General features: G+C 56.9%; 16 protein-coding genes. 7 read left to right on the top strand and 9 right to left on the bottom strand.

Going from position 1 to position 16,897, the window contains the following annotated elements:
* Positions 1 to 55: 55 nt before the first annotated feature.
* A complete protein-coding gene (locus OSH09_RS09780; RefSeq protein ID WP_222668770.1) occupies positions 56 to 622 on the top strand; it encodes a cysteine dioxygenase family protein in 567 nt (188 codons plus the stop codon).
* A gap of 23 nt (positions 623 to 645) precedes the next feature.
* Here the strand turns inward: OSH09_RS09780 and OSH09_RS09785 are convergent, their stop codons facing one another.
* On the bottom strand, positions 646 to 1,131 hold the full coding sequence (locus tag OSH09_RS09785) for a YbaK/EbsC family protein (RefSeq protein ID WP_207872125.1): 486 nt from the start codon (positions 1,129 to 1,131) through the stop codon (positions 646 to 648).
* Between the two features lie 117 nt (positions 1,132 to 1,248).
* On the opposite strand from OSH09_RS09785, the gene OSH09_RS09790 reads away from it, so the two are divergent.
* Positions 1,249 to 1,668, top strand: coding sequence for a DUF411 domain-containing protein (locus tag OSH09_RS09790; RefSeq protein WP_153230992.1), 420 nt, complete (start codon positions 1,249 to 1,251; stop codon positions 1,666 to 1,668).
* 116 nt (positions 1,669 to 1,784) lie between these two features.
* Positions 1,785 to 2,168 (top strand): DUF4168 domain-containing protein, encoded by a 384-nt coding sequence (locus OSH09_RS09795; RefSeq protein ID WP_222668768.1) that lies wholly within the window; start codon positions 1,785 to 1,787, stop codon positions 2,166 to 2,168.
* Between the two features lie 162 nt (positions 2,169 to 2,330).
* Here OSH09_RS09795 and OSH09_RS09800 read toward each other — a convergent pair whose 3' ends face one another.
* Entirely contained in the window at positions 2,331 to 3,425 is a 1,095-nt protein-coding gene (locus tag OSH09_RS09800; protein WP_266120874.1) for a metal-dependent hydrolase, read from the bottom strand.
* A gap of 213 nt (positions 3,426 to 3,638) precedes the next feature.
* Between OSH09_RS09800 and trhO the strand changes: the two genes are divergently transcribed.
* Together trhO and OSH09_RS09810 are read left to right on the top strand one after the other, a co-directional pair.
* Positions 3,639 to 4,646 carry an oxygen-dependent tRNA uridine(34) hydroxylase TrhO gene (gene trhO, locus OSH09_RS09805; protein WP_207872123.1) on the top strand — a complete coding sequence of 336 codons (1,008 nt, stop codon included), beginning with the start codon at positions 3,639 to 3,641 and terminating at the stop codon, positions 4,644 to 4,646.
* Between the two features lie 143 nt (positions 4,647 to 4,789).
* Entirely contained in the window at positions 4,790 to 5,473 is a 684-nt protein-coding gene (locus OSH09_RS09810) for a glutathione S-transferase (protein ID WP_266120875.1), read from the top strand.
* Positions 5,474 to 5,596: 123 nt separating this feature from the next.
* On the opposite strand, the gene OSH09_RS09815 is transcribed toward OSH09_RS09810, so the two are convergent.
* A complete protein-coding gene (locus OSH09_RS09815) occupies positions 5,597 to 6,994 on the bottom strand; it encodes a dicarboxylate/amino acid:cation symporter (RefSeq protein ID WP_207872121.1) in 1,398 nt (465 codons plus the stop codon).
* Between the two features lie 268 nt (positions 6,995 to 7,262).
* Between OSH09_RS09815 and OSH09_RS09820 the strand changes: the two genes are divergently transcribed.
* The gene (locus OSH09_RS09820) at positions 7,263 to 9,119 is read left to right on the top strand and encodes a sensor histidine kinase (protein ID WP_266120876.1); all 1,857 of its coding nucleotides are present in this window, start codon (positions 7,263 to 7,265) and stop codon (positions 9,117 to 9,119) included.
* Between the two features lie 2 nt (positions 9,120 to 9,121).
* The gene (locus tag OSH09_RS09825; protein WP_266120877.1) at positions 9,122 to 10,462 is read left to right on the top strand and encodes a sigma-54-dependent transcriptional regulator; all 1,341 of its coding nucleotides are present in this window, start codon (positions 9,122 to 9,124) and stop codon (positions 10,460 to 10,462) included.
* A 54-nt stretch (positions 10,463 to 10,516) separates the two neighbouring features.
* Here the strand turns inward: OSH09_RS09825 and OSH09_RS09830 are convergent, their stop codons facing one another.
* From OSH09_RS09830 to OSH09_RS09855, 6 genes are all read right to left on the bottom strand, one after another.
* The gene (locus tag OSH09_RS09830; RefSeq protein WP_207872114.1) at positions 10,517 to 11,077 is read right to left on the bottom strand and encodes a MarR family winged helix-turn-helix transcriptional regulator; all 561 of its coding nucleotides are present in this window, start codon (positions 11,075 to 11,077) and stop codon (positions 10,517 to 10,519) included.
* A gap of 269 nt (positions 11,078 to 11,346) precedes the next feature.
* The gene (locus tag OSH09_RS09835; protein WP_207872111.1) at positions 11,347 to 12,141 is read right to left on the bottom strand and encodes an SRPBCC family protein; all 795 of its coding nucleotides are present in this window, start codon (positions 12,139 to 12,141) and stop codon (positions 11,347 to 11,349) included.
* Positions 12,142 to 12,156: 15 nt separating this feature from the next.
* Positions 12,157 to 14,517, bottom strand: coding sequence for a xanthine dehydrogenase family protein molybdopterin-binding subunit (locus OSH09_RS09840; RefSeq protein ID WP_266120878.1), 2,361 nt, complete (start codon positions 14,515 to 14,517; stop codon positions 12,157 to 12,159).
* The gene (locus OSH09_RS09845; RefSeq protein WP_222668761.1) at positions 14,510 to 15,019 is read right to left on the bottom strand and encodes a (2Fe-2S)-binding protein; all 510 of its coding nucleotides are present in this window, start codon (positions 15,017 to 15,019) and stop codon (positions 14,510 to 14,512) included. The genes OSH09_RS09840 and OSH09_RS09845 overlap by 8 nt, the downstream gene beginning before the upstream one ends.
* The gene (locus OSH09_RS09850; protein ID WP_207872102.1) at positions 15,012 to 15,887 is read right to left on the bottom strand and encodes an FAD binding domain-containing protein; all 876 of its coding nucleotides are present in this window, start codon (positions 15,885 to 15,887) and stop codon (positions 15,012 to 15,014) included. The genes OSH09_RS09845 and OSH09_RS09850 overlap by 8 nt, the downstream gene beginning before the upstream one ends.
* Positions 15,888 to 15,900: 13 nt before the next feature.
* Positions 15,901 to 16,893, bottom strand: a complete 993-nt coding sequence (locus OSH09_RS09855; protein ID WP_207872099.1) for a substrate-binding domain-containing protein — start codon at positions 16,891 to 16,893, stop codon at positions 15,901 to 15,903.
* Between the last annotated feature and the right edge of the window lie 4 nt (positions 16,894 to 16,897).

A 16,897-nucleotide genomic window follows, 5' to 3' on the forward strand; every position in this document is an offset into this window, starting at 1 on the left:
GAACTGATTCACGAATTGGGCCGCAAGGCCCAGTCAACTATGGAGACATCCCCTTATGCACCCCCGTTTTGAGCGCTTTATCCAAGGGATGAATGAATTGACCGCGCGCCCTGCTGTGGGCGAAGCGGACATTTTGCGTGATGGTCGTGTCCTGCTGGGTGAGCTGGTGGCCCAGGACGATTGGCTGGCCCCGGAATACACCCAGCCCCATCCGCAGTTCTATCAGCAGTACTTGCTGTATTGCTGTCCGCAGGACCGCTTTTCCGTGGTCAGCTTTGTGTGGGGCCCCGGCCAGAAAACACCCATCCATGACCATACGGTGTGGGGTTTGATTGGCATGTTGCGTGGTGCCGAACGCTCCCGGCCTTTTGAGCGTGATCCCCAGACTGGCCATATGACAGAAGAAGACACGCAGATTCTGGAGCCGGGCGTGGTGGAAGTGGTGTCACCTACGGTGGGCGATATACACGAGGTCTCCAATGTGTATGACGACCAGGTTTCCATCAGCATTCACGTTTATGGCGCGGATATCGGCAAGGTACGCCGCCATGTGTTTGACCCGCAGACCGGGCAGGCCAAGGAGTTTGTCTCCGGCTATGCCAACCGGCCTGCACAAGTCTAAGTCCTGCCCAGGGGCCTGGCCCCTCAGGAAGCCTGTTCGACTGTAACGGGCGGCTGGGTCACATCAATCCATTGCGCGCTGGTCAGCTCGGCCAGGCGCTGTGGGGTGATGCGCACCGCAGAATTAATAGAGCCCGCCGCAGGCAAGACTGTGTCGTAGTCCTGCAAAGACAGATCACAGTAGATCTCCAGCGGAGTAGCCAGACCAAAGGGGCAGACCCCGCCTACCGGGTGGCCCGTCAAAGCTTCGGTGCTTTCCAGATCCAGCATTTTCACGCGCGTACCAAAGGCGGTGCGCAGCTTCTTGTTGTCCAGGCGGGCATCGCCCCGAGCGACCAGCAGCACCACTTTATCGCCCACTTTCAGACTGAGGGTTTTGGCAATTTGCCCCGGTTCAACTTGGTGGACTTGCGCGGCCAGCACGACGGTGGCGGTACTTTCGGTGGTTTCAATCACCTGAAGATCGGCGGCGTGTTCGTTAAAAAACTGTTTGACGGAATCAAGACTCATGGCGGATCAGGACGAATTAGTGTGTTTTGTTAAACTTTTTTGCGAGTGCCTAGTCTTAGTCAAGTGCATGAGAGTGTCAACCAGAGCGCCGTGGCGCTGCAAAACAGGAATGTAATTGTGATTAAACCTTTATTGTTGACGGCCAGCCTGATGGCCTTCAGTTCCATGGCGTTGGCAGAGGGTCCCGCTATTACGATGTATCAGGATCCGAACTGTGGTTGTTGTGGGGGGTGGGCACAGCACATGCGCGATGAGGGCTTTGAGGTCAAAGAGGTCAAGGTCGTGAAGATTCAAGACGTGAAGCGGCTTTTTAAAGTCCCGGAGAACCTGGCGTCTTGCCACACCGCGATGATTGAGGAGACGGGGCAACTGATTGAAGGCCATGTGCCCGCCAAGGTCGTCAAACGCATGATGAACGATGGCAGTGTGCGTGGGGTTGCCGCGCCTGGCATGCCTGCCAATTCACCCGGCATGGGCCCGATGGATGGCAATCTGGTCACCGTGGACTTTGACGGGCGTCCTTACTCGCGCGACTGAAATCTGTAACGAGACAGGTGGCATGCAGATACACGAAACTACATAGCGAAACTTGTAAGCTGCCGCCGCTCTTGTCATGATGATCGTTCATTGACTCTGTTTAGGAGGTTCTATCCATGCAGCCCTCAATTAAAGCTTTTCTTGCTGCTACCGCAGTCGCATTTGGCATGTACAGCCCTTTTGCGATGGCCCAGGGCAATGCGGCTCCGGCCAACTCGGCAGCCCCTGCGGCTACCCAGGTTGTTAAGCCTACGGATTCTCAACTGGAGCAATATGCGCGTACCTACAAGAAGGTAGCGCAGACCGCTTCGGAGTATCAGCCGCGTCTGGATGCGGCCAAAAGTGATGCAGAGCGTCAGTCCATCGTTCAGGAAGCCGACCAGCGCCTGGTAGGCGTAGTCAGCGCTAACGGTATGGATCTGGCCGATTACAACGGTATCAGTCTGGCTATTCAACAGGACCCGGCCTTGCGCCAGCGTGTTGAAGGAATGCTGAAGTAAGTGTTGTGATCCTCGGGTTTGACAGAGCGCCGGGTGTCATTTTGTAGTGACCGTAGTGGGTAAATTTAAACCCCCTGGACCTGAAAAGGTTCGGGGGTTTTTTTATGGATCGGCACTGCGTTGGGAGGCCGACTCTGCCACGTGGCAGAGTCGTGGAGCTGCTTACGGGAAATCGGCTTCAGCACGAGGGATGGGCACACCGGCCTCAATGCGTTTGGCCCATTGCTGCAAGGGCAGGGGCGGCAAAGGCTCCCAGATACGGCGCATCACGGGTTTGAGCAGGTCCAGGTCGTAGCCGCTGGCCCAGCGATACGGAATGACTGGCAGCCAGGTGTTATCCGCAATGCGTTCAGCCACCACGAAGCGGAAACTGTATTGGCCGGGTCCCAGGCTCATGCGCACATCGCTGACCACCAGCAAATCATCAATGATGTCGTAGCGTACCCAGTCATCCGAGAACCAGCGCAGTTGCTCCAATTGCTTCAGGGGCGGGAACAGCAAAGTGTAGTCGCTGTTGACCGGCAGGCACAGGGATTCGTATTGATGCCCTTTAGGTGCGCGCAGGCCGTCCAGCAAGCCCACAATCACTTCGCACTCCCGATCTTGCGTGTCGCGTACCAGCACGCGCCATAACAGAATGTTCATGGGCTGAGCAGCGGAGTACACGCGCTTTACCTGTATTTGCTGCTGTTCGAGCTGGGCGGTGGCTTGCTGCTCAACCCAGAACTTGGCACCGACAGAGGCGGCCAGATACAGACTGCTAAGCGCCAGCCCCCAGGCGCAGGCCCGTACTGTGGCAGGCACGGGACCGCGTATCAAACCGATGATCGTGGCGACCAGCAGCGGCACGGTATAGAGCGGATCAATAATGAAGATGCTGGACCAGGTGGCCGGTGTGGTGGCCAGCGGCCAGAGCAACTGCGTGCCATAGCTGGTAAAAGCGTCCAGCAAGGGATGGGTAATCAGGGCCAGCCAGACCGCCAGTCCGACCCGGCCCGCCGAGGCCCGTGCTTGCGGGAACAGCAGCCGCCACAAAATGGTGACCAGCAGTCCCAGAGCGCTCAAGACAAATAAAGAGTGTGAGAAACCCCGATGGCTGACCATCGATGTAATCGGGTCTCCATATTGAATGAAGACATCCAGATCAGGCAGGGTGGCGATGATGGCACCGGACAGGACCGCCTTGCGGCCATACTGCCGTCCCAGTAGGGAGCCGCAGAGGCTGGCACCGAGGACTGCTTGTGTTACGGAATCCATAGCTCTCGTGCAAAGTAAAACAGTGACCGTGGCCAGATGCGGCATGACGGCTTTAGCGTTATGATTTTAAAGTTGAATCCCCAGGCCATCCTACTTTTTTTGACTGGCGTCAAAAGGCCAAGGGGGATCAGTCGCGTATAGTGTACGACGGCCTACGCTGTCCTACCGCCTGCGGGCTGCGCCACCGCTTCCATCCAGAGAATTCGTTTACCTATGTCTACCTACCTGATCGCGGCTTTATATAAGTTCGTGGAATTGCCCGATTTCGCCCAGTTGCGCGACCCTTTGTTTGCTTTTTGCGAACAGCACGAGGTCAAAGGCACCTTGTTGCTGGCGCGTGAAGGGATTAACGGCACCATCGCGGGCCCTGAGGAAGGTATTCGTGCCGTCTTGGCGCACCTGAATGCCGATCCCCGCATTGCCGGTCTGGTGCATAAAGAGTCCTACGCGGACAAGGCGCCGTTCTACCGCCTCAAGGTCAAACTGAAAAAAGAGATCGTCACCCTGGGTGTGCCTGATCTGAAAACTGCCGAGATGGTGGGCGAGTACGTGGCCCCCGAAGACTGGAACGCCCTGATCAGCGATCCGAACGTGGTGGTGGTTGATACCCGTAACGATTACGAAGTGGGCATTGGTACTTTCAACCGTGCCATCAATCCCAAGACAAATAGCTTTACCGAGTTCCCGCAATGGGTGGCCGAGCAGTCCAAAGAGGGTGGTGTGCTGCACGGCAAGCCGCGTGTTGCCATGTTCTGTACCGGCGGTATCCGCTGCGAGAAGTCCACGGCCTTCATGCGCTCCCAGGGTTTTGATGAGGTCTATCACCTGCAAGGTGGCATTCTGAAATACCTGGAAGAGATTCCGGCTGAAGAAAGCCTGTGGGACGGCGACTGCTTTGTGTTCGATGAACGAGTCTCGGTGCGCCACGGTCTGGAGCCCGGCGATTACGACTTCTGCCGTGCCTGCCGTATGCCCATTAACGAGGAAGAAAAAGCCTCGCCTCAGTTTGAGGAAGGCGTTAGCTGCCCCTACTGCCACGGTCATAGCTCGCCCGAGCAAGTCGAGCGCTTCCGTGAGCGTCAAAAACAGGTGGCCCTGGCCCGAGAGCGTGAAGAGCGCCATATCGGCGTCAGCATGGACGAGTTGTCGGAGCGTCGTGAAGCCGCCCGTCGTAAAGCTGAAGAGCAGCGTTTGCTGGCTCAACAAGGCAAGGACGCCTAGCCCTGATCGGGTAGCTGTGTTAACTCTAGTAGCTTGATTCTGGCGCTGCGTCGTTTATAGTCCGCCCTTCTTTAGCAGAAGGGCGCTTTGTATAAACGCCAGCGCTTTAAGTCCGCGACTGCGGCTTTTTAACGGTATCGAGCATGTCCTTATCTGATCTGCCCATTTTGTATTCCTTTCGTCGCTGCCCCTATGCCATGCGGGCACGGCTGGCTATAGCTGCCAGCGGCGTAAGTTGCCAATTGCGCGAAGTGGTTTTGCGCGACAAACCCGAGGCTTTGCGCCTGGCCTCTCCCAAAGCCACCGTCCCTGTGCTGGTCTTGTCCGATGGCAAGGTTATTGATGAAAGTCTGGACATCATGCGCTGGGCTTTGGCGATTCAAGATCCCAAACACTATTTGCAGCCTGAGCAGGGCGATGCCGAGCAGATGCTGGACCTGATTACGGCCAACGACGGGCCGTTCAAAAAGAATCTGGATTGCTACAAATACCCGGATCGCCATACCGAGGATGAACAATTCACGGATGCGGCCAGTTTTTCGGCCCTGCATCGTGCACAGGCCAGCGAGCAATTGATGGGCCTGGATTCGCGAATTGCAGAGCATGGCTATTTGATGGGGGCACGCCCTTGTCTGGCGGATTTGGCGATTGCCCCCTTTGTGCGGCAATTCGCACAAGTGGACAGAGCCTGGTTTGATGCGCAGCCTTGGGCGGCGCTGTCGGCCTGGTTGCTGAACTTTCAGGCCAGTCCCTTGTTCCTGAGCATCATGGATAAATATCCTGCCTGGACGCCAGAAAGCGAGATCGTGCAGTTTCCTCCTGCCTGAGTGATTAGCTGTTCAACTCAATATGGAGAAAACGGGTGGGCAGGAGCAGCTTGGCAAGAATAAGCAGGCAAGAAAAAGGCCGGTTTTCAATTGAAAACCGGCCTTTCTTTTTAAGTGCCTGGATCAGGCCGTAGCGGTAGCGGTAGCGCGCGGCTCGCTAGCCTCTTGTGCGGGAATCCCCACTTCACCACGCTGATGCACAGTGATGCTGGTATCCAGTGGAGGCAATTCGCCATTCATGGCGCTGTTGAGCTGATCGGTATCCAGTTCGCCTTCCCAACGGGCAACCACAATAGTGGCAACCGCATTGCCCACCAGATTGGTCAGGGCGCGGCACTCAGACATGAAGCGGTCAATACCCAGGATCAAGGTCATACCGGCAATAGGTACCGAAGGCACGACTGACAGCGTAGCGGCCAGAGTGATGAAACCGGCACCGGTCACACCAGCAGCCCCTTTGGAGCTCAGCATGGCCACCAGCAATAGCAGAATCTGCTGTTGCAAGGTCAGTGGAATATCACAAGCCTGGGCAATGAACAGAGCCGCCATGGTCATGTAGATATTGGTGCCGTCCAGATTGAAGGAGTAGCCGGTTGGCACAACCAGGCCCACCACCGACTTGGCACACCCTGCGCGCTCCATCTTCTGCATCAGGGTAGGCAAAGCAGCCTCGGAAGAACTGGTGCCCAGTACCAGCAGCAATTCTTCGCGGATGTAGCGAATCAGCTTGGTAATGGAAAAGCCGTTGTAGCGGGCAACCGCACCCAGAATGACCAGCACAAAGAGTACGGAGGTGACGTAAAAAGTCACGACCAGCAGGGCCAGGCTGGATACGGATTCAATACCGTATTTACCGATGGTGAAGGAAATGGCACCGAAAGCACCCACCGGAGCGGCTTTCATCAAGATAGCAACCAGCTTGAAGACCGGAGCCATCAGGGCTTGCAGAAACTTGAGTACGGGTTTGCCGTGATCGCCTACCGCAGCCAGGGCAATACCGAACAACACCGCCACAAACAGCACTTGCAGGATGTCGCCGCCGGTAAAGGGGCTGATCAGGGTGGCCGGGATGATGTTCATCAAAAAGCCCGTCAGCGTGCTGTCATGGGCTTGCTGGACATAGCCCTGGATGGAACTGGGATCCAGGGTGCTGGGGTCGATGTGCATGCCGTGGCCGGGTTGCACCACGTTGCTGACTACCAGACCCACAATCAAGGCCAGCGTGGAGAAGGTCAGAAAGTAAATCATGGCCTTGCCCACCACACGGCCCACTTTTTGCAGGTCGGTCATGGCGGCAATGCCGGTGGCCACTGTCAGGAAAATAACGGGCGCAATAATCATCTTGACCAGCTTGATGAAGGCATCGCCCAGGGGCTTCATGCTCTCGCCCAGCGAGGGGTAAAAGTGGCCCAACAAAATCCCGATAGTGATGGCGATGATGACTTGGACGTACAAAATCCGATACCACTTGATGCGGACGATCTGCGGTACCGAACGGTCTCCTGTGCTTATATCCATCATGATGTCGTCTCCGTGACTTGATGTAGCCGACTTTGGAGTCGGCTAATAGCCTGCTTGGAATTTTGTGTAGGCAGGCGGTTTACGCGCGCCGAAGTCTTTGCCCCGGCCCATAAGCTCATGACTAAAGCAACATCCGTGCCAATCTGCTCCACCGAGGAAAACCAGCAAATAAGCGGCTTGTGGGCAGGCGGCTTTCCCGCTTGCGGCTAATGTGTGCGAAAATCCGCACAGGACTTATTATTTTTTGGCGAAATTTCGCACAAGTTTCATGAACTCCATTCCGGTTTCCTCGGGTTTGCGGCGTCGTTTCAGACTCGAATGGTTATTGCTGCTGATCTTGGCTGTAGTGCTGGGGCTGTTTGCCTTTTGGCGCTCGGCCGATTTGGGCACGGCCCGTTTGCTGACACAAAGCGAGCAGCGGCTGGATTCCCTGATGCGCGGTAATGCGGGCTGGATCCGGACAATTCGCGACAAATTCCGCACTTTGTCTTTTGCCTTGGCTCAGGACGAGGCTCTGCGCCAATACCTGATGGGCAATCCTGCCTATAGCGATGCCGGGGTCCTGAACCGCAAGTTCCAGCAATTGGCCGAGGACACAGGGGCCCCCGTCTTGTATCTGCTGGATATTCACTCCCAGACGCTGGTGTCCAGTAACTGGCAGGAACCCGACAGCTTCGTGGGCAATCATTACGGCTTCCGCCCCTACTTCACCAAAGCATTGGAGCAGGGGCATGCCGAATACTTTGCGCTGGGGACTGCCAGCGGCAAGGCCGGTTTGTACATCTCCCGCATGGTGCAGGATCAGGACGGCAAAGCGGTGGGTGTGGTGGTGATCAAGCTGGTGTTTGATTTGCTGGAAGAAGAGTGGGGCGGTTACGGGGATCGCATGTTTGTGACGGACCCGCATGGGGTGATTCTGCTAAGCGGTGAACCGGACTGGCGTTTGCATAGCCTGAATCAAGCGGCTTCGGAGCAACTGACTCAAGTGCGGGCCAGTCAGCAGTTTGGGGATGAGCCCCTGGAGCCTGTGGGCCTGAACAGGTCGGACTCTGACGGACGAGCCTCTTTCTGGACGCTGGGGCCGGAGCGCTTCTTGCACGTGCAGCAGCCCGTGATGGGCAGTGATTGGACTTTGCATGCGATGGCCCCCATGAATGCCGCCCTGCAAACCCAGGCATTCCAATCCCGTTTGATGGTGATGGGTTTGCTGTTTGCGGCGCTGGTGCTGACAGCTTTGGGGCTGCAGCGTAATCAGCAGCGTCGTGAGTCTCAGGAGCAGCAGGCCTTGTTGCGGGATGCCTTGGAAGACGCCGTAGAATCGCGTACCGCCCAGTTGCAGGTGGCTCGCCTGCGTCTGGAGCAAGAGATGCGGGCCTTGCATGAGGCCCGGTCGCGTGCCCGTGATCTGCGTGAGCAATTGGAGCAGGCAGAGAAACTGTCTTTTCTGGGGCAGGTGACTGCTGGAGTCGCCCACGAGATCAATCAGCCTGTGGCGGCGATTGAGGTGTATGCCGATAACACCTCGCGCCTTCTGGAGCAGGGGCAGCTAGAGACGGCTCGCCAGAATCTGTCCCGTATTCAGACACTGACCCAGCGTATAGGCAGCATCACCTCCCAACTGTGCCATTACGCCCGCAAACCCCAGGAGCAAGAGGGCCCGGTGCAGGTAAGGGCGGCGGTCGATAGCGCCTGGCAGTTGCTGGAGCACAGGGCACGCGCACAAGGCGTGGATCTGGAACTGGCCGATATGAGCGAGCCGGTACGGGTGTGGGCTTTGCCCGTGCGTCTGGAGCAAGTGCTGGTGAATCTGTTACGCAATGCGCTGGACGCGTTGGAAGGTCGCGAGCACGGGCATATTCGTCTTGAAGTGATGACTGAAAATCGGCATGTGCGCATTGTTGTGTCGGACAATGGACCCGGCTTGAGTCCGGAAATCCGTCAGCGTCTGTTTACCCCCTTTAGCTCCAGCCGCCGTCAAGGCGTGGGTTTGGGGCTGGTGATCTCGCACGATATTGTGGCGGCCCTGGGTGGCCGTTTGGAAGAAGGGCCGTCGCGTCTGGGCGGTGCCACGTTTCATATCGTGCTGCGCAATGCCGATAGTGATTTGGGCCAGGGAGAGAAATAAGAATGGAAGTTGCATTTGTAGATGATGACGCGGACCTGCGTGCCGCGGTGGTGCAAAGTCTGGAACTGGCGGGCCTGAAAGTCCTGGCCTGTGGCAGTGGTCAGGAGGCCTTGAGCCGTCTGCCCAAGGATTATCCCGGCGTGGTGGTCACAGACATCCGTATGCCGGGCATGGATGGCCTGACGCTGATGCGCGCCTTGCATGCCCGCGATCCCGAGCAGCCTGTGGTCCTGATTACCGGCCATGGCGATATCGATATGGCCGTGCAAGCCATGCACGATGGTGCTTTTGATTTTCTGACCAAACCCTATCAGGCCGAGCGTTTGCTGACAGTAATACGCCATGCCGCCATGCAGCGCAGCCTGGTCTTGCAGAACCGGGCCTTGCGCGAGGAACTGGACGAGGATGGTCAAGGCCCGGCGCTGCTGGGCAATTCAGAAGTCATGATCAATCTGCGCGCTACCTTGCGGCATCTGGCCCAGTCGGATGTGGATGTGCTGGTAGAAGGGGAGACGGGCACCGGCAAGGAAGTGGTCGCCATGTTGCTGCACCGTTGGAGCGCTCGAGCCCAGCATCGTTTTGTGGCGCTCAATTGCGGAGCCTTACCCGAAACCATTATTGAAAGCGAACTGTTCGGCCACGAACCGGGAGCGTTCACCGGAGCGCAACGGCGGCGTGTCGGCAGTGTGGAACATGCCCATCAAGGCACGCTGTTTCTGGATGAAATCGAGAGCATGCCCATGATTGCGCAAGTGCGCTTGCTGCGGGTGCTGGAAACACGCTGCGTCACCCCTCTGGGCTCTAACGAAGAGCATCCGGTCAATATTCGGGTCGTCGCCGCCAGCAAGGTGGACTTGGCTGATCCAGCCCAGCGTGCGAATTTCCGCGCTGATCTGTATTACCGCCTGAACGTCGTGACCCTGCGCTTGCCGCCATTAAGAGAGCGTAAAGAGGACATCCCCATGCTCTTCGCGCACTTTGCGGCTTTGGCGGCCAAAAAGTACGGCATGCCCCAGAAAATGCCCGATGCACGCAGCCTGACATATATGCAGACGCATCACTGGCCGGGCAATGTGCGCGAGCTGGCCCACTTTGCGCAACGAGAAGTGCTGGGTGTGCCGCATGTGGATATCAAGGATCTGGATACCGAAGATTTGAGCTTGCCTGCGCGGATTGAGCAGTTCGAGTCGCAGCAGATACGCCAGGCTCTGGCGCGACACCGTGGCGATATCAAGGCAACCTTGCAGGATCTGCGTATCCCGCGCAAAACCTTTTACGACAAGCTGCAGCGCCATGGGATTTTGCGTAGCGATTTTGTCGAAGAGGGCGCGCAGGGCGAATAATGGTTTGAGTAAAAAATGGGATATGTCGAGTATGTGCTGGACGTTATGGTCGGACTACATATTCCTTAGAGCAGCGCGCCCATATTGATTGTTGTGCTCCACAATACGGGTCAGCAGATCCATGAATACCTGGCGTTGTTTGGCCGTTAGAGGGTCCAGCAAGCGTTCCTGTGCGTTGTTCATTCCAGCGCTCAGCTTTTGCATGATGGCCAGGCCCGCCTCGGTAATATAGGTTTGACGCGAACGGCGGTCATCTGGGTTTACGCGCCGGTTCAGTAATCCTTTTTCTTCCAGACGGCGGATGACTTCAGCGGAGGTCGTGCGATCCAGGCCCAGTTCATAGCCAATAGTGGTTTGGTCTAGCCAGGGTGAGCCCATTAAAACGGAGAGTACCCCGTGCTGGACTGGGGTGATATCGCTTTTGCACTCTTCGTAGAACATGGCGTAATGAATTTGGTTCAGACGCCTGATCAGGAAGCCGGACCGCGACCATAACTTTTGCCGAAACAGTTCGGCATTTTCCTCTTTGATTGGGCCGAGAGATTCGGCTTTGTCGGATTGAAATTGTTCCTCTTGCTTTAACTTGGTGTGATTCTTCATAGATAAGTCAGGCATTAAGAACCCATGGCTTGCGATGCTATAGGCTTGTGATGGGGCAAGCCCCGGTAGGGGCTGGATCTTATTTTGTATTCGTTTCTACCCGGTGCTGTCCATGCTCAATGTATAAGTTATTTCCCGACTTGCTGAAAAATATAATCAGTATGCTGTTTTATTTTTAAATAAAAACTTTTTTATTTAAATCAGTGGATTTCTGGATGGAGCTTAATGATTGATGCTACGACCTGCTAAGCGCCGGGTTATGGCGCTTAGCAGGTTTACGGCTTTTATGCAGGGTCCTTGCGCCCAAACAGTCTCCCCACTCGATAGCGGATCTGTGACCAGAAGGCCTTGAGCCCGATAGACAACATGTTTAACTCCCCGGCGCCGTCATCCTGCGGTCGTCTTTGTGTTTGCAGGCGCAGCAGGGTCTGTTGCATCTGTGCCTGTAACTGCTGAGTTTGTGCCAGCACGGCCTGGGACTGATAGAGAATGGCTTGGGCGTCCAGCGTGGAAGCGGGTGTGGCCGTCATTGACGGAATACTGGCAGTTGCTCCGCCAGGTGCCGCTGTCATGGTCTGGTTGCTGCTGGGGATGGGAGTGTCAGACGATGGTGCAGGATTGGCGTCACCTTGCACCATTCGTGCAAGATTGCGCTCGAACTGCCCCAGGATTTGCCCGGCCACTTCGGCGATCATGCCGCTGCCGCGTCCATATTGAGCCACAGCGCCTGACAAGGTCAGTTCTGTGCTGACTTCCACATTGGTCCCCCCTTCTGCTGACGGTGTCAGCGCGAAGCTGAAGTCTGAACTGGCTGAGCCTCGTCCCTTGGGGTCCAGACCGGCACCACGCAGATAAGCAATATGGTTTTCCTCATCGGTTTTTACGAGCTCGGCCGTTCCGTCGAAAGACAGTTTGATTGGACCCAGTTTGACCGAAACTGACCCCTGATATTTGTTGCCGTCCAATACATCTGTCAGTTTGGCACCGGGCAGGCAGGGCATGATGCGCGGCACGTCCAGCATCAGTGCCCATGCTTGATCCAGTGGTAGAGGAATATGAAACCGGTTTTTGAAATTCATGGCAGCGTTCCTGTTTTATTGTGTCTGTTGCGTGGCCTGATCGATCAGTTCCAGTAGTCGCATAGGGCTGATCGGGAACTCATTGATACGCACGTTCAGTGGTGCCAGTGCCTGCTCCACTGCTGAGATCACGACGGCGGCGACGGCGATGGTGGAGCATTCGCCCACGCCTTTGACTCCTAGCGGATTCAAGTGCGTGGGGGAGGGGCAGAACAGCACTTCGATGTTCGGCACCTCGGGGGCGGTAGGCAGAAGATACTCGGCACAAGTGGTGGATAAAGGCTGACCTTCGGCGTCGTAGGCCATCTGCTCGAACAAGGCATTGCCCAGTCCATGGACTACACCGCCTACGACCTGACCTTCCACGATCATCGGGTTGATGAGCTTGCCGCAATCTTGCACAGCCAGATAGCGTGTGATGTGGATAGCGCCCGTGCTCGCATCGACCTCCACTTCACAAGCATGTGTGGAGCCTGCGTAGGTTTGCTCGTCGCAGTGAAAATGGGCGGTGCTCTCCAGGCCCGGGTCTGTCTTTATAGGCAAGCTGTAGCCCGGCACGCCCTTGAGTTCCATGGCCAGCCTAGCCAGGCTGATGGTCGTCGTAGTCGCACTGCTGCGGACGATGCCATAAGAAATATCCAGGGTATCTTGAGGGACCTTCAGAACCGCCGCTGCTGCTAGCAGTACCTTGTGGCGCAGTTGCCGGGAGGCTTGTTCAACGGCTGTGCCGGCCATAATTGCCTGGCGGCTTGCGAAACCACCCATCCCAACACCAATGTGGCGTGTGTCGCCAGCATGAATGTCTATCCCTTCCGGTTCTACCCCGAAATGTGCTGCACAGATCTGCGCAAGTGAGGTCTTGATACCTTGGCCCATGGCCAGGGCGCCGGTGAAAACAGCAATTCGGCCTGAGGGGAAAATCTTGACGGTGGCGGACTCATAGGGACCGCGACCCGTAGGTTTGACGGCATTGGCCAGACTCTGGCCCAGGTAGCGGTCTTGAGCGAGCGCTTCTTGTCGTCGTTGTTCAAAACCGTCGCGGTCCATGGCGTGCTCTGCCATGGCTTGCATGCGAGGGAAGTCGCCGCTGTCGATAACCAGTGGTATCCCCGCCCGAGATTTCAGCGGTTTGGTGTAGGGGATTTTGGCGGCTGGAATCAGGTTCAGTTCGCGGCAGCGTATGGGGTCCATACCGATATGCTGCGCGAGTCGGTCCATTAGCCTGTCCATGACGAAAGCAGCTTGCGGATAGCCAGCGCCGCGTACGGTAGCGACAGGCACCTTGTTGGTGTAGGCCACGTCAACCGTCAGACTGAAGGCCGGGACGACATAGGGCCCGGTCATGGATGAGGCCGCGTTGTAGGGAACATTGGTGCCCTGCGGCGTATAGGCTCCGTGGTCATGGATGAAGTTGCCGCGCAGGCCTAGTATGTGGCCGCTCTTGTTGGCCGCCATGGAAATGGACCAGAACTGATCACGTTCCTGGATGGAGGTCAGGAAGTTCTCGCGCCTGTCCTCCACCCATTTGACAGGGCGGCGTAGCAGACGGGCCACGGCTGGAATGACTATCTCTTCAGGATAGATCATGAACTTTGCGCCAAAGCCGCCCCCAACATCAGGGGTGACCACGCGCAATTGATCCTCACGATGGCCCAGCATCAGGGCCAGGGTGTAATGCAGTTCGTGTGCCATCTGGGTGGAAGACCAAACAGTCAACTCGTTGCCGGCAGGATCCAGCCGTGCAAGCACGCCGCGCCCCTCGATGGGGTGAGCACAGCCACGATGGGCTGAAAATGATTCCTCGATAATGATGTCTGCATCAAGGAAGGCGGCGTCTATGTCCCCATAGGCCAGCGTGTAGTTTTGCAGGCTGTTGCTTTGCAGCTCGGTGCGTACCAGAGGAGCATCCGGTTCGAGAGCCTGGCGTACGTCAGAAATTGCGGGCAGGACTTCGTAGTCGATAGCCACGAGCGCAGCAGCATCTTCGGCAAGGTGACGGGACTGAGCGACGATCACAGCGATTGCTTCGCCAACGAAGGCCACTTCCTCGCGTGCCAGGACAAAGGGGACGGTGTTTTCGGGCAGTACGGCAAAAGCAAAGCCCAATGGCATGCGCCAATGGGTTAATTCGCCCATCAGGTCCTGAGCGGTAAATGCTCCGTGTACGCCGGGCAGCGCTTGGGCCGCCGACAGGTCGATGGAGCGAATGCGTGCGTGCGCGTGGGGACTGCGTACGAAGCAGGCATGCAATACACCCTCCATGGGAATGTCATCCAGAAACTGGGCTTGCCCAGTCAACAAGGCTTCATCTTCCAGGCGCAGAAAAGAGTGCCCCATGCCGGGGGCGGTTTGTTCCATCTGGTGGGGATCATTCATGTGCATGGCTGGCTCTCATGGCGGCAGCGGCTTTTTGTACCGCTCGCACAATATTTTGGTAGCCAGTACAGCGGCATAGATGACCAGACAGCACATCGCGTATCAGCTCTGGGCTGGGGTCGCTGTGGTTCTCCAGCAGCTCGACCACTGACATCAGGATGCCTGGTGTACAGAAGCCGCATTGCAGGGCATGCAGTTCGCGGAATGCTTCCTGGATGGGGTGCCAGCGGCCTTGCTCGTCAGCAAGGCCTTCAATGGTGCGGATAGGCTTGCCTTGAGCTTGTACAGCCAGCATCAGGCAACTGCGTGCGGAGTGGCCGTCGATCTGTACGGTGCAGGCGCCGCAGACGCCGTGCTCACAGCCGACATGGGTTCCTGTCAAACCCAGGTTGTGGCGCAGGAAATCTGCCAGATTGACACGAGGTTCGGCACTGGCTGTCAGGTTTCGACCATTGACACACAGTGTGATGGGGCGACTGCCCGAAGGAAGGGGGTTACTCATGCCGTTGTCCTGTACGAGAGAGCGCTAGCCGCAGGGCGCGCGCCGTATATTCTTTGGCCAGTCGCTGGCGATACCAGCCCTGGACATAGCTGTCGCTGGAGGCATCGACCTGACCACATAGTTCGGCGGCCAGAGCAATATCTGAAGGGCTGGCCGAGGTGCCCAGCAGGGAGTTTTCTGCCTCGGTCATACGAAGGGGAAATGCACCCACTCCACCCAGAGTGATGCTGGCGCGACAGACTGCACCTGCCTCGTCCAGCAATAGCAAGGCAGCGCAGGACACGATAGCGAAGTCGCCATGACGACGGGAGAACTCCAGGAACGCCCAGCCGTGCTTGGCGGGCCAGGGCTGAACCTGTACGCGGGTCAGCAACTCATCAGCCTGCATGTTGGGGGTCATGTAGGCTGCCGGGAAATCGGCCATGGAAATTGTTCGTTCTCCACGTGTACTGGCTACCGTCAGTACGGCGTCCATTGCCATGCAGACTGTCGGTATTTCGGCAGAAGGGTCCAGTTGGCAAAGACTGCCGCCCACGGTCCCGCGATTGCGAGTCTGACGATGCCCGACGTTCAGGATGGCATCCTTCCAGAGCGGAAGACGTGTTGCCACCAGGTCGGAGAACTCAATATCGCGCTGGCGTGTCATGGAGCCAATGGCGATATCGCCATTGTCCTGCTCTTGCAGGTAAGACAGCTCGGGCAGCGTGTTGATATCGACCAGCGCATCGGGGAATGCGAAGCGCATATTGAGCATGGCCAGCATGGACTGGCCTCCGGCCAGTACACGGGCGTTATCGTTAATGGACAGTAGCTCTAAGGCCTGCGCTAGCGTGTCGGGAGCGTAGTAATTGAAAACAGGAGCCTTCATGCCGGTGTTTGCCTTATATCTTGGAGAGATCCAGCGAGGAGGCCGCGAACAGTTCCTCGGGCTTGACCAGGCGTTGCGACATACCTTGATCGTGGTGGTACTGGGCAAAGGTCTGGATTGTGTGGCGATTGGCTTCCAGACCGTAGGGCCAGTAATCTTCACCCATCAAGGCTTTGGCCTCGTTGTGATGGTGCACCATCCATGGCAGGGTGACGGCCAGATGGCACAGCTCGTTCAGTTCATGTACAGCCAGCTCCTTGGCCTTCAGAAAGGACTTGTACACGCTGACGGGTAGCCAGGGGTTCTCCTGCACCAGAGACTTGCGGATGCCAACCATATGCATGATCGGGAAGATACCCGTGCGGCGGAAATAGTCTTTTTCTACTTCCAGGTATTCATCCCCGAACAGGCGGCCCACATTGGGAGCGTTGCGCAAGAAGCATGAGGGTGCCCGTGCTCCGATGTATCCGTCGATTTCGCCTTTTTCCAACATGTCCGACAAGGTGCGGTCATCCGGGATCTGCTCCAGACTGATGTCCGCTGGCAGATCAATGGGAGAGCGCTCGCCCCGGCCTGGTTCTTCAATTCCCCCCCGCACCCATTTGATCTGATTGGGGCGGATACCGAATTCATCTTGCAAGATGCCGCGGATCCAGACGTTGGCGGTGATCTGGTATTCGGGCACGCCAATGATTTTGCCTTTCAGGTCTTCGGGCTTGCGAATACGATCAGTGCGCACATAGATGCCGGAATGGCGAAAGACGCGTGACAGGAAAGCTGGAATACCCACGTACTGATTGTCGCCACGAGCGGTAGTCATCATGTGGCTGCTCATGGAGATTTCCGTTACATCGAACTCTTCGTAGCGGAATGCGCGGTGAAAGGCTTCCTCGGGCTCCAGGGACACAACATTGATATCACACCCCTCAATTCCAACACGCCCGTCTTTCAAGGCCTGGGTACGGTCGTAGTTGCCAATCGATACGCTTAACTTCAGTTTGCTCATGGTG

The organism is Alcaligenes parafaecalis (assembly GCF_026344135.1).
Taxonomy (GTDB): domain Bacteria; phylum Pseudomonadota; class Gammaproteobacteria; order Burkholderiales; family Burkholderiaceae_B; genus Alcaligenes; species Alcaligenes parafaecalis.